Annotated in this window: 9 protein-coding genes and 1 pseudogene; all 10 read right to left on the bottom strand. The window is 56.0% G+C overall.

What is annotated here, in order from left to right; all coding sequences use genetic code 11:
* Positions 1–382: 382 nt before the first annotated feature.
* Positions 383–2,599 (bottom strand): family 78 glycoside hydrolase catalytic domain, encoded by a 2,217-nt coding sequence (locus Poly41_RS27070; protein ID WP_197231672.1) that lies wholly within the window; start codon positions 2,597–2,599, stop codon positions 383–385.
* 129 nt (positions 2,600–2,728) lie between these two features.
* Positions 2,729–3,058 (bottom strand): annotated as a pseudogene (locus Poly41_RS35950) (glycoside hydrolase family 78 protein); the annotation flags it as partial.
* 234 nt (positions 3,059–3,292) lie between these two features.
* The gene (locus Poly41_RS27065) at positions 3,293–4,657 is read right to left on the bottom strand and encodes a sulfatase-like hydrolase/transferase (protein ID WP_146530491.1); all 1,365 of its coding nucleotides are present in this window, start codon (positions 4,655–4,657) and stop codon (positions 3,293–3,295) included.
* A gap of 310 nt (positions 4,658–4,967) precedes the next feature.
* Entirely contained in the window at positions 4,968–5,999 is a 1,032-nt protein-coding gene (locus Poly41_RS27060; protein WP_146530490.1) for an alpha/beta hydrolase, read from the bottom strand.
* Positions 6,000–6,006: 7 nt separating this feature from the next.
* Positions 6,007–7,353, bottom strand: a complete 1,347-nt coding sequence (locus Poly41_RS27055; RefSeq protein ID WP_146530489.1) for a sulfatase — start codon at positions 7,351–7,353, stop codon at positions 6,007–6,009.
* Positions 7,354–7,494: 141 nt separating this feature from the next.
* Positions 7,495–7,791 carry a hypothetical protein gene (locus Poly41_RS27050; protein WP_197231671.1) on the bottom strand — a complete coding sequence of 99 codons (297 nt, stop codon included), beginning with the start codon at positions 7,789–7,791 and terminating at the stop codon, positions 7,495–7,497.
* 322 nt (positions 7,792–8,113) lie between these two features.
* A complete protein-coding gene (locus Poly41_RS27045) occupies positions 8,114–9,607 on the bottom strand; it encodes a sulfatase family protein (protein WP_197231670.1) in 1,494 nt (497 codons plus the stop codon).
* An 84-nt stretch (positions 9,608–9,691) separates the two neighbouring features.
* Positions 9,692–10,408 (bottom strand): 3-keto-disaccharide hydrolase, encoded by a 717-nt coding sequence (locus Poly41_RS27040; RefSeq protein WP_146530487.1) that lies wholly within the window; start codon positions 10,406–10,408, stop codon positions 9,692–9,694.
* A 65-nt stretch (positions 10,409–10,473) separates the two neighbouring features.
* The gene (locus tag Poly41_RS27035) at positions 10,474–11,976 is read right to left on the bottom strand and encodes an agarase (RefSeq protein ID WP_146530486.1); all 1,503 of its coding nucleotides are present in this window, start codon (positions 11,974–11,976) and stop codon (positions 10,474–10,476) included.
* Between the two features lie 31 nt (positions 11,977–12,007).
* A complete protein-coding gene (locus Poly41_RS27030; RefSeq protein ID WP_146530485.1) occupies positions 12,008–13,282 on the bottom strand; it encodes a Gfo/Idh/MocA family protein in 1,275 nt (424 codons plus the stop codon).
* Positions 13,283–13,295 lie beyond the last annotated feature (13 nt).

Below are 13,295 nucleotides of genomic sequence, written 5' to 3'. Positions count from 1 at the left end.
GTTTCTCCCGGCAACTACTGCACGATAACAAGTGAAAATAGCTCCTGCCAGCAATGATGGGACACCGGAGAGATGCCTCGAAAACCTCCTGCGCACGCTTCCGCCGGATGAGCCACTTTTTTCATTGCTTCGATGGTGACATAGATTCGCCCGTCGCGAAAGCGTTTTGACACGGCAAAGACAGCGATATCTCGGTAGGAGTCTATTTCCTCCAGGGCCTTGGTGATCCCGGCTTTGCTGATGTTGCCGTTAATCCAAAACCAGAAAACCCAAGGTTATGCGGTAGCTGGCGGAACGCGGAAGCCATCCTCCAACTCGCCTGCGCAAGTGGGCTTCAGCACAAGGACTAACGATAAAACCGTCAACGCTATTAGGATTCGCATCACTTGGAACTCTTTTGTGCCTCGAATGAGTAAACTCCCGCCACCACGCGCAACACGACCTTGCCGTCTTCAATGCGTAGGAATTCGACCCCCGGTGTCTGATCGAGTGGGCGCCCGCTTTCGCTGACGTCGTTCATGCCGCCTGCCGGCACGTAGACCGTAGCGGTCGCGTTAGCGGGGACGGTCACGTGCATCTTCAATCGATCCCCTTCGAGCTGCCAGTTGCTGACAAATCTCCCGTAATTGGAGTCGTAATGGCTCCTGACCCAAGTGACGTCGCCGACGATATCGGGCTTGATAATGGCATTCTTGAACCCGGGCGCAGACGCATCGGCCTGGATGCCCGCCACCCCCTGGTAAAGCCAGTTGTCGGGTGAAGTGAAACAGGAATGGACCTGAGACCAGTAACCGTTCCACTGCTCCCACAGCGTTGTAGCGTCTTGCTGGAGCATGTATCCCCATCCCGGATATGTGGTCTGATTGAACATCGTAAAGACCAAGTCGCTGCGCCCGATGTCGCGAAGGTACTCCATCATGAAGTACGTGCCCAGCATGCCGGTATCGAGATGACCTGTGTTCTTGAGGAGGATGTTCTCTTCCAACTTCTTAAGCAGCAGCGGTCGAGTTGCATCCGGGGTCACGCCGGTCATCAACGGCATGACGTAGTAGGCCTGGCCGTCTAATACGTATTGCTGCTTCTCGACGTCATAGAATGCCTTGTGAACCTTGGAGCGGATCTCCGAAACGCGGTTGTTGTAGTCATTGACATCGTCGGTCTTCTCCAGAACGCGAGCCATTTGTATGAGTAGTTCGATTTGTTGGATGCGGTAACAGTTATTGAAGAGTTCGCGGGCTTCATGGCTCGGCGCATTGTTGGTATCCATCCCTCTGCGAGGCGCTACCCAATCGCCGATGAAGCTGAACTTGCCTGTCTTGCCGGTTAGAATATCGCCATTGCTCTGACTGATCGTCTCCAAATGCTCGACGTACCGGCGAATCGCATCGTAATTTTCTTCTAGAACGGACTTGTCGCCGTAGTAAAGGAAATGTCGCCAGGCAATGGCGGACAGCAACCCTCCCCAGCCAGGCCCTCCGCCGCCCTTGCCAAACGGCGCCGAGTTGGGCAACCCGCCATCGGGTTTCTGGAGGAGTCGCCAGTCCGTCAGCCACTTACGATAGAATCTGTCGGCCCGGAAGTTGGTCATGAATCCTTCGGTCGCCACCTGCCCGTCTCCGTAGCCCATCCGCTCGCGGTGCGGGCAATCCACGTAGTAGCCGCCGAGATTCAGACATTGCTGGGTCCATTTATTCACCTCGTGAATACGATTGAAAAGATCTTTCGAGCATTCAAAAGAAGCCGTGTGTTCCAGGTCGCTATCGACCAGCATCGCCTTCACACTGCGCTTTGCCGGCAGCGAGGAAAGACCTTCGACGATCACGTAACGGAACGCGGCAAAGTTGAACTTGTTCTCAAATACTTCACCTTCCCCGCCGGCCGAAACGAACTTGCTGATCTGGTTGAAATGCTGATACCAACCGTTATCGCCAATCTTCGAAAGCTTCTTCTTCTGACTGTCGCTTTTCGTGTCCGCAAAAGTCATGGTCACCGTCGTCCCAGATTGCAGCGTCGGCATCTTCATGCGGAACCAACCAGTCAGCGCTTTCCCGAAATCGATTTCGTAGAGGCCGGCGCCGATGGAGGTGACAGATACTGCGGGAATCTCATCACCAATGCGGTTGGGAGGACAGAGTTGATTGCGAGCCGGCCCGAGGAGAACATTGGTCGCCGCTACCGCGCTTGTCCATGCTGACGTATCCAGTCCGGCCCGACACCAATCCGGAGCAACTTGGCGGGCATCGACCAATTCCCCACCGAAATCACCCCATTTCCACTGGCCAATTTTGTATCGACCGCTCGTTCTGGTCTTCCACGAGGTGTCGGAGCCGATGGCGAATGGTTCGCCATCGACGATCACATCCAATTGCGCTCGCACGATGATGCTGTCGGCCCATCCGGCGCCAAGCCAAAGGCCAACGCAGTTATCACCTGCCACCAAGTATTCACGGACGTCATAAGTGATCGAAAAAGTCTGCTTGTCCAGCTTGGATACGGCCGGGCTGAGCACATCCCTACCGATTTTTTTGCCGTTCACATACAGCTCGAAATACGCCGGCGAATTCACAGTAATGGTGGCTGATGTCGGCTCTTCCCCCATATGAAAATCCTGCCGGAATTGGATCGTCGGTGAAGCGTTCCAAGCCTTCGCAACGGTCAGTGCGTTTTCGGCCGTCACTGGGGGCGTCCCGATCCACTTCCCTTTCCAGTCCTCCGGCTTGAGCAGCCCCATCGTCCATACCGATGGTTTGCTCCACGCATTTGGTTGGCCATCCTGGTCCCAAACGCGCACTTTCCACCAGTAGCGGGTTGATGACTTAAGCGGCAACCCTTGATAGGCAACGTGAATCGATTGATCGGACGCAGTGCGGTCACTATCCCACAGGTCGCCGAGGTCCCGCTCCAAATTCTCCTCGCTACTTGCCACAAGAATCTGGTAGGCCGTTTGCCGCCAGCCGCGTTGGTCGGTTCGTGTCAGCCAACTTAGCCGAGGACTGACGGCGTCGATCCCCACTGGGGCAGTGCAATACTCGCATCGAAGTTCCTCGACGCGAGCCATCTCTGCGGCCGCGTCTGCGGAGCCGCTCGCGACGAGCGTCCCCAGGAATACCGCCAGGATTGCAACTAGGCGGGAGCGTGTCGGTTGTTGTGGGTTCATTGGAATTCACCTGCCGGACCTAGATCGCGTCACTGATAAGTGTCGCGGGTTGTGCGCTGATTGTGAGCTCATGATTTAGAACGCCGGAGACGCTATCGTCAACTGCGACTCGCAGTAGCCTCCGATGTGACAATTCTACTCCTGATCGCGTTCCATCTTCCCTTTCGCGGGCGGGCTCCAGCCCGGCTTGAGTTTGGAGAAGGTCTCGTAAAGCGCCTGGTATTCCTCCATGGCAAACCACTCCGCCCCGCGTTGGGGTTGGATCACCTTGCCTTCCGGATAATCCATTCCGGCCGCACTGGCTTCGACCGAGGCCAGCATCTTCTCCGCCTGTTCGACCATTTGTTCAAAGCGTTCCGGGTTTTCCTTGGAAATGTCGACGGTCTCCTTGGGGTCCATTTTCAGATCATACAGAACCCACTTCGCCGCCTTTCCCCTTCCCTCTTGAAACAACTTGTAGTTCCCTTCGATGAGCGCGGTCCCGTTCGAGGTAAACGGAATGGTGCGATTCAGATCCGGAGTCTTTCCATCCAGAAGCGAAGCGAGACTTGCCCCATCGACAACATCCAGCATCGAATCGTCCGGCAAGTCCAACAGATCAACGATTGTCGGCATGATGTCCATCGTCGAGGCCGGGAAGTCGGTAACCATGGGCTGAATCCGGCCCGGCCATTCAATGATACCGGGGACCCGGATGCCCCCTTCGTAGAGACTGCCTTTGAATCCCCGGAGCCCACCAACCGAATCGGGCTCATGGTCGCGCCCCCCGTTATCGCTGCAAAACCAGATCAGGGTGTTTTCAGCGAGGCCCATATCCCGCAGGCCCTGACGCAACATTCCGATGCTCCGATCCATCGCGATGATTTCGCCGAACAGATTCGCAACCCTAGGATCCAGGCTCTTCGGCAATCCCTCTCTATCCTCTTCGAGGGCAGTGTAGGGAAAGTGCGGCGATCCATACCAGAGGACAGCAAAGAACGGACGGTCTCTGTTTGTCTTCATGAATCTCTGGGCCGCTTCAACCATGAGAATGGACGATTCCCCTTCCAGGTAAACGATCTTGCCGTTGTGCGTCATCAGCGGGTTCATTTCGATGTAGTTGGTGGCCGAAAGCCACTCGTCGAAGCCGTAATGCCCGGGATGATTCGGGTCATCCGGCAGAACCGGCATCGCCGATCCTTTGACACCACCGAGATGCCACTTACCGAAATGCGCCGTAGCGTAACCCGCCTTCTTCAAGGCCTGGGGGAGCGTTTTTTCCTGAAGACAAAGTCGCTTATGAAGGCCCGGCACACCGGTACGGGCCGGGACCCTGCCGGTCAGCACCGAGGCTCGGGTCGGCGAGCAAACCGGTGCTGCCGCATAGAATCGGTTAAAACGGATGCCTGACTCCGCCATGGCATCCATATGCGGTGTTTTCCCCTGCAGGTGTGGATGCCCCATGTAACCGACCTGCCCCCATCCCTGATCATCCGACATGACCAGCACGATGTTGGGCATTTTCGTCGGTTCGCAAAGACCTACGCAGCACCATCCCAGAACGAGGAAAACCGCTCCGACAACTCTAATCTTGTTCACAAAATTTCCCTTCCGGTCTCTTCAGTAATCGATACCCACTATAGCAAAGCGGTTCTTGTGACCAAAATGCTGCATAGTGCGGCACGGCCGCAGCGAAGCGAGCTACCGCTCGAATCACGTTGGCCCGCTCCCGTTGGTCGCTGGAATCGTGCTGCGAGAACAACAAATTTATTGATAATTGACATAGATCAATTCTCATCGCACCAGCGAGCCTGCAACGTGTCTGAGTGAGCTATTTCATTTCATCGAGATAGCCAAGTGAAACCAAGAACTTGTCTACCTTGGCAGTTGTCTTGCTTAGCCACGGCTCCGTGTTGAAGAAACCGTGATTCTCCCCTTCGGCAGTAAACATCTCGGCGCGAATCCCGACTTTTTTGGCTAACCTCAGGTACTCATCAGCACCCCTCTTCAATTTGTCCTTCGTGCCGAACAGAATCAGTGCGGGAGGCGTGTCTTTGTCCGCGTGATCGAGCGGCGAGATGAGTTGAAGTCTTTCCGCCGACAAAGTTCCCCCGCCGACCGAGGCCATTACCCCCTCGCTATCCGAATAGAAAAGCCCCGGATTGAACAGGACCATGGCCTGAGGGATGCAGGAGATGGTTTTGTCATCGTTCGGATCGTCAGCGCCATGCTTGATCGAGGTGCAGTAGGCCAAATGGCCACCGGCCGATCCGCCCGCCGAGATCACCTTATCCGGATCGATCCCCAACCTGGCTGCGTTTGCACGGAGCCAACGGATCGCACTGCGGGCATCTTCCACGCACTTGTCAGGGGTAACTCCGTCCGGTTTCAACCGGTAGTTGGGCCTGGCAGTGACGATGCCTCGGGAAGCAAAGTAATCGGCCTGAATCAGGAACTGCTTGGTCGTCCCCTTTTTCCAGCCGCCACCGAAGAAGAAGACCATGACCGGACGCTTGTCCTCAGCCGTCCACGCCGCTGGAAAATGGAGGGTGATTTCCAAGTCCTTTTCTGCCGTGTTCTTGTATATTTCAGTTTTCTTGGTGACTCCCGGGGCCGGTGTATACTTCTGCCCACGGAAGCCGATCTCTTGCGTTGCATTTTTTTCCGAGGTCACCTCCTCAGCTTTGGACACGGACTTCGAGTCTTTTTTGTATTCCCTTATGCTCAGCTTGCCATCACCATTCTGGTCGAGGCTTGGGTTGTTCGTCAGGATTTCCTGCTGGACATCCTGTGGGATTTCTTGCGCCACAAGCACCAGCGGCAGACCCGCCAGTAAGAGTATCAATGCTTTTTTGAATTTCATGGATCGATCACTCTCGTGTGTTCTTCAATACTTCCGGCAACGGCGTGGCCGCGTCGGACGGGCTGGGGATTGCGGCACGCATACGTTTGATGACAGACGCGTATTCCGGGTCGCCAATTGAATTGGTCCATTCGTGAGGATCTTTGCTCGTATCGTAGAATTCCTCCTGTCCGTCTACATAGCGAATGTAGCGCCCTGTCTCGCTACGGATGCTGAGGTACGGATGCCACGTCGGCCCGCCTTTGCTCGTCAAGCCGGTGATCGCGGTGCTTTGCCACTCCGCTTCCGGGTTTCTTAAGAGGGGCACGAGCGAACGCCCATCCAGGTAGTCTGGCGGTTCCAGCCCGCACAGTTCCGCCAGCGTTGGGTAGATATCCAGCAGCGAGACGAATCGCTCGCACGCAGCGCCACCGGCGGGAGTCACGCCGGGCGCGCGGATCATCATCAGCGTGTGTGTGGCCTCTTCCCAGAGGGTGGCCTTCTGCCAATGGTGCTTCTCAGCCAGATGGAAACCGTGGTCGGTCAGGAACACCACGACGGTGTTGTCTCGATAGGGGCTCTTGTCCAACGCGTCGAGTACGCGACCAAGTTGGGCGTCGGCATAGGCCGTCGTCGCGAGATAGGCCTGGACGCCTTCTTTGTGCAAACCATGTTCGAAGACACTGTCCACGTACTTCTGCTTCCCCAGCGTTAATTCGACGCCCCACTCCGGCACATCATCCAGATCGTCCTCTCGAAGCTCCGGCGTCGTCACTTCGTCCAGGGGAAACATGTCGAAATACTTCTGGGGCACGTACCACGGCATGTGTGGATTGAACGTGCCGCAGGCAATGAAAAACGGTTTGTCGTGTTCTTGCTGGAGCCGGTGAATGGCGTTGTCGACATTGAGCGTGTCGTTCATTTCTTCTTCGGCGAGGTGGATGGGTCCCCAATCCTGTTCGCCTCGGCCGGACGGCGTGAGCGGGGCGCCGGGCGGAGCCGGATCGCGTTTGTGGCCGATCTTCTCGTCCCAGTGCTCTCCTTGATCCCAGCCATGCGTGATTTTTCCGTAGCCGGCGGTGCTGTAACCAGCCTTCTTGAAGAACCCTGCCATCGACAGGGCGCTTTTCAGCGGCTCACTCGAGTTGGCTCCCGGCGTATTGTGATAGTGGCCCGACGTCCACGGGGCGACACCCGAGAAGAAGGCCGTGCGGGAGGGAGAGCAGACCGGGGCCGCAGTGTAGGCACGCTTGAAATTGACCCCGCTCTCGGCAAGTTTCGTCAGGTTCGGCGCCACCACCTTTCCTGCATAACGGTTCGTGTCTCCCAACAGCCAGCTGTTTAGATCATCGGACGCCAAGAACAGGACGTTCATCCGCTGTTCCGACTTTGCCTCGTTTGCATAACTTCTGGCGTACGACAGCGACGCTACAAATGCAGCAATCGCGATCGTGAATAATTGACTCTTCATCATATGATTTCCTGCGTTGATCAGTGGGCTGTTGTAGTTACTCTATCACTCGTCTTCCTCAAGCGGCCTGCGACCTTTGAATGGTCCCCATTGAACTCGCTTCTCGTATTCTCCAGCGTTCTTGTAGACGGTCGAGTCATAATCCGCATTCGGTTTCGGGATGCGTGCTCCAACTTTGTCGAGATAGCGCATCATGTCGTCATAAAGCCGCTTGTGTTCGTCCGGGTCAGTCGAGGCGATGTTGTGGACTTCGCCGGAGTCTTTCGATAGGTCAAACAGCATCGGGATATCCAGCCGCTCGACATTCGGCATTTGCAGCACTGGCATGCGTGAATTCGGCACCGAGTCATCCATCGCAATCGGAGACCTCCACGCCCAGTCATCGATGAACAGAAGAACGATATTGGGTTTGTCTGCAGCGCACAGCAGTTGTGGCGCGCCCGCATAGATCGCGGTGACGACGATACATGCAAGAACAAGTTTAAGAGGTTTTATGGTTCAGTTCCTGTCTTGTGGCGGCTCAGCCTTGTGTTTCTGTCCTTCAAGCTTGAGCTTCTTAAGCTCGTGTTTTTCGATCTATTGGTATTCTGTGGGCGGTTCTGCAACCCAGGCCTCCGCCTTCACGTGGTTCGGCCAGCGGATGATGAAGGGAAAGCCTCGTCGATCACCGCTTTCCGCGTTTTACTTCCTCGACCTGCTTGACCGCGTTTTCTCGCTCCCATTCCATGTACTCGGCGATCAACTCCTCGTTGTGCGGTTCCTTCATCAGTTTAAGGGCCGGGTGCTCCGTTTCTTCCATCCAGTGCACGAGGATCGTTTGCATCTCCGCGATGCGTTCCCGATTCTCCGACGCTGCCGCGACGTTGATGTAGGCGTGCGGGTCCTGACGGACGTTGTAGAGTTCTTCTCGGACTCGATACTTATGAAACTCAGTGCGTTCCTTGATCGAGGGAACCGTCTCGGCGGCCTCCCACATCGCCAACAGCGTCGGGCTGCCGGTGTAGTCGGAGTTATGCACCGCAGTGACGCCGTCTACCCAGGGGTTGTAGATATAGACCCAGTCTCGCATCTGCACGGTGAACTCTGGGTACAGCACCGTCTGCCGCAGGTTCCGATAGTAGTAGCCGATCACGTAATCGCGACCGTCTTGATCCTCACCCTCCAAAAGCCGAACGAAAGAACGCCCGGCCATCGTTTTGGGGACATCCAGCCCTGCAAGTTCCAGCAACGTCGGCGCGAGGTCGACCGCGCTGACCATGTTGAACTTGTCGCGACGGCCTGCTTCGATCTTGCCGGGATAGCGCACGATCAGCGGAACGCGAAGGCTGACCTGATAGCAGTTCATCTTCGAGAACGGATTGGAGATCCCGTGGTCGGACATGAACACAACGATCGTGTTCTTCGCTTCGCTGGAGTTCTCCAGCGTTCCCAGAATCGCTCCGACACCATCGTCGCAACGACGAACGGAGGAGTAGTACTGCGCCATTTCCATCCGCACGTCAGTCAAGTCCGGCAAGAACCCTGGCACAACGATCTCGTCGACGCCATAGACGCGACTCGGGTTGCTGAAGCGCGCTGCATCGTACTTCGTCCACACTTTCTCGGCGTCCGAACCATGGAACGGACGATGAGGGTCATTGAAGTTGGCCATGATGAACCATGGCTTCTCCCCGGCGGCTTCGATGATGCCGCGCACCGCTTCTCCATGAAACGGGATATCGCGTCCGAAACCCGAGTCTGGCTCGTCGATTACCGTATCCCAGTCGTAGTGATTCTGCCGCTTGTTGATGTTGGCGATGTGGTACCCGTTCTGCTTTAGCACGTCTGGCAACGTCGGGCCGACGCGTTCCATTTCAGTGAAACAGCGCGTCATGGTCTGGTGGCTGTGGCTGCCGGATAGCATCACCTGTCGCGACGGCGTGCAAATCGCGATCTGCACGTATCCGTAGTCGAATTGGATGCCCTCGGAGGCCAGTCGGTCGATGTTCGGAGTCGTCTCCTCGACGGGGCACCCGTAGACGCCGACCGAATCCCAACTCATGTCGTCGGCGGTAATGAGCAGGATGTTTGGGCGCAGGGCCAATGCGCTGCCCGCAACGAGCAGAGACGCAAGTCCGCAAAACAACGCGAATAGAGTGATGATATGGAGAGATTTCAAAGGTTGGTTCCCGTTCATGGTGTGAGTCGCTGGTTGGTCCTTTTCGCTCCGCAAAAAAGCGTGTGCCGCGGAGCGAATGGGGTTTTACTTCGCGGATTCGATTCTGCGAACGCGAATGGATCGAAACGACACGTGCCGAGTCTTCTCCTCTGGATTTTTCACGCCGTGGGCTTGCAGAGCAATCACGCCCTGAGAGTATCGCTCGTGGATTTCGCCCGGGACCGTCAAGTCGCTGACTTGTTCGCCGTTGATCCACGTTTGAATCTTCCGACCGGCCGCGAGGACACGGACTTTGTTCCACTCTCCATTGATCATCTGGCTGTTGCGGACCAGGTCCGCTACGGGCGTGACCCAGCTTCCATTTCCTTGGTTGAAGATGTAGCCCGAGCGGCCAGGTGATTTCCCTAGATCGACCTGCGGGCCATGCACGGACGGTCGTTCGTCTCCGCGCTCATTCACGCGGATCAAGCTGGTGCGGATTTGCACTCCAGAGTTAAAGTCCAGATCATGCAGCTTGACTTCAAATTCAAGCTCAAAATCTGCGTACTCCTTCTCGGTGTACAGGAACTGCGTCTGCCCCGAACTCGATCCAACAATGACGCCGTCGACTAGCTTGAACTGCGTGTTGTCGCTCGACGGCTTCCAGCCATCGAGACTGGTCCCGTCGAAGAGCACCTGCCACTGCCCTTCAGCGGCTTGAGACGTTGCCGTCAGCAGTGTGATCAGAAGTACGAAAGTCGTCCAACGGGCGTGCTGCGGCCACGCCGGTAGCCGAAGTCGAAAGAGAGATACATTCCACATGATATTCACCTCAAAAATATTGTTGTCGGTTATGACTCCACACGAAACTGTCTTGCCTAGCTGCTTCAGCGGGTGACAGTCGAGTGTTTGGGAACTGCCGGGGACGAAGCGTCTGAATAGGAAGCATCGTCGAAGAATTCAATCAGTCGGTAAGCCTGCGTGTTTAACTCTTTCATTACATCAACAAGATCCGTGTACGGTTCGTATTCTACGTTGACGATTCCTTTGTTTGAATTTCGGTTGGACGGGTCCGTCGCCAGATCGTCGGGATCGTTGTCCGCGTATTTGAACCAATGCCATCCGACGTTGTTCTTTCGAGCCAAGAGGTTCAACGCCATATTCTGGTAATAATAACCACGCTCCTTCTGCGTCTTGACGAGCCATCCGGCGCCCGACTCGTTCGTCAGGCCGGGCACATCGTGCCCCTTGGCGTACCACTCCGAGATGATGAAGGGTCGATCGGCCCATTTGGCCCAATTTCCCATTCGTTCGCAGGGGAGCATCCAATCGCCGTACCAGTTGATGCTTAGAACATCAGCGTACTTCCCGTAGGTCCGCATCATGGTCTCGTTGTCGCTGACGCCGATGAGACGAATGCCGATGTAAAGGTGGTTAGGATCGTATTTCTTGATGGCGGCGGAAACAACCGTGAAGTATCGTTCGAGATAGTATTCGTAGAACGCATCGCGGTCTTTCTCCGAAATGTCATCTGGTTCGACATCTTCCCGGCCTTTTCGATCCCGCAGCCAATCGATCGCTGCCTGATAGCTCGCATCACCCGAATCGAGTTGAAGACACAGATCAAGGGCGTCCGGTTTCAACGGCATCTCATTGTCTGAAAAATGGCCAAGTAGATACGGATCGTCCTTGGTTTCCGCCAACTGATTTGCGTACTCATCAGCAAACGCCTCAAAATCCGGATCGAACACGGGGATCACGTTTCCATCGTATTTGTGGTTTCCCGACCCCATCTTGGCGATGCCCCGCTGCTTGGCATACGAAGCCATGAAGCTCCATTTCTGCGTATACACAGGACGGTTCGTTGTGGATTGCAGCAGAGGGTTGTCTGACCAGGAGGCCGAACCGTTGAAGCCGAGTTCCTTGAGCAAGGTGGTCGTCGCTTCAGCCCAGTCTTCTTCAGAGCCAAATTTTGTCCGCCGGTTTTGCGTGAAAGCATCACTTCCCCCAGGACTCACGCTGCAAACTGCTTTGTGGATGCAGAGATGTCCCTCCGGATCAACCAACCACCAGCGGTCATTGTACTTTTTCGTATAGAAGAATCCGGTGGCCGGGAATTGCGTGCCCACCATCCCACCGTAACGGCTGTACTCGGGGTCAGGTTTCGCTTGGTAGCCAGACAATTGCCTAATCGTATACGTCTCCCTAGGAACCCATTCTTGATGCGGCTTCTTTTTCGCTTCAATCAGAAGCGGTTCAGTGGTTTTCGGAATGCTCTTCTCTTCTGCAAGTGCCGTTTGGAAAAACGCACCGAGCAAGACAATGCACAAAGCAGCGTTGACTATTAAGTGTTTCATACTGTTGCTGCACGCACCATAACGCCATGACATGATTCTTCTCCCTTGTTTACCCAAACCCGTTCTAGGAAGTCGGCAGGGCGAATTCCGGGCGACGGACCTTGACCAGTAAATCGTTCGCCTCTTTGTCGTTCGTAATCTGCTCTTTGGTCGCATCCCACTCGATCGGACGGCCGACGAAGCGACAAATATTGATCAAGTGAGAGACACTCGTGATGAGGTGTCCGACCTCGACCGGGGCGTTTGGCTCCTCTCGAGATTGAACGCAGTCGAGCCAGTTCGCGACATGGTTTTCCGTCTCCGGACCTTCATACGGCGCCAGCAGGTCGTTCGGATTACAGGCGAAACGCCCACGATTGATCTCGATCTTGCCCCGCTGGCCGATGAAGATGCCGCCAAAGGCCGGACCATCCTTGCTCTCAAGCCGGACGACTGTGCCATCGGGATAATAGAGTCGCACGCCACGTTCCCAGTCGTTGTCCGCCGGCGTGGTCGGCACGATGCGCGTCGGCGCCACGTTCTCCCACCCCATGGCCAAGTGCACCATGTCGAGAGCATGGGCCCCGCGATCACAAATCGGGCCGCCCGTGAAAGCGTCGTAGCGACGCCATTTGCGGTGCAGGTTCTCGTTGTAATCCAACAAGGGGGCCTGTGCGCAAAAGCGATTCCAGTCCATGCCTTCCGGAATGGCCTGCGACTGTAAGCCTGTGGCCGGTTGGGCCCCCGAATAGTTCATGACGAGAATCGTGTCGACCTTGCCCAGCCCTCCCTCTCGCACGAATTTACAGGAATAGATGTTGTTGGCCGTGCTTCGCTGCTGCGTTCCCACCTGAAGGACGCGATTGTGCTTGCGGACGGCCTCTACCAGCGCTCGACCTTCGGGAACGCTGAAGTGCAGCGGCTTCTCCGCGTAGATGTCCAGGCCTTTCATGCATGCCAGGATCGCGGCGCGCACGCGAGCATGATCGGGCGTCGCAATGATCACCGCATCCAGGTCTTCCGTGTCGTACATCTCCTCGTAGTTCTGATAGGCGGCCCACTGGGGCTTGACCTTGGCGTTTTGCTCGTAGTCGGCGGCGAGCACATCGACCTGTGGGAGGTGACAGTCGCAAACGGCGATCAACTCCGCGCGATGTGTCTCCCGAGACATACAGCGTGACAGCCACTTGGCCCGATTACCCGCCCCAATGAGCCCGACGCGGATCTTATCATTTGCGCCAGGACGGGCGGGTGCTGCTAGCGCGGACGAATGAACAAACGACGGTGTCGCCAGTAGCGATGCCGTGGCAGCCGTTTTTAGAAAGTCACGCCGTGTGTTCGTGGGAAGCGAGAGACTCATATTCTATTCCTCA

It is taken from the genome of Novipirellula artificiosorum, assembly GCF_007860135.1.
GTDB lineage: Bacteria > Planctomycetota > Planctomycetia > Pirellulales > Pirellulaceae > Novipirellula_A > Novipirellula_A artificiosorum.
This window is presented reverse-complemented; position numbering and strand designations above follow the sequence as displayed.

What these genes read in the sequence shown, in the direction of transcription:
- Poly41_RS27070 (WP_197231672.1), bottom strand. Translation starts at nt 2,599, where the DNA reads ATGGGGGAAGAGCCGACATCAGCCACCATTACTGTGAATTCGCCGGCG.
- Poly41_RS27065 (WP_146530491.1), bottom strand. Translation starts at nt 4,657, where the DNA reads ATGCCCAACATCGTGCTGGTCATGTCGGATGATCAGGGATGGGGGCAG.
- Poly41_RS27060 (WP_146530490.1), bottom strand. Translation starts at nt 5,999, where the DNA reads ATGAAATTCAAAAAAGCATTGATACTCTTACTGGCGGGTCTGCCGCTG.
- Poly41_RS27055 (WP_146530489.1), bottom strand. Translation starts at nt 7,353, where the DNA reads ATGAACGTCCTGTTCTTGGCGTCCGATGATCTAAACAGCTGGCTGTTG.
- Poly41_RS27040 (WP_146530487.1), bottom strand. Translation starts at nt 10,408, where the DNA reads ATGTGGAATGTATCTCTCTTTCGACTTCGGCTACCGGCGTGGCCGCAG.
- Poly41_RS27035 (WP_146530486.1), bottom strand. Translation starts at nt 11,976, where the DNA reads ATGTCATGGCGTTATGGTGCGTGCAGCAACAGTATGAAACACTTAATA.
- Poly41_RS27030 (WP_146530485.1), bottom strand. Translation starts at nt 13,282, where the DNA reads ATGAGTCTCTCGCTTCCCACGAACACACGGCGTGACTTTCTAAAAACG.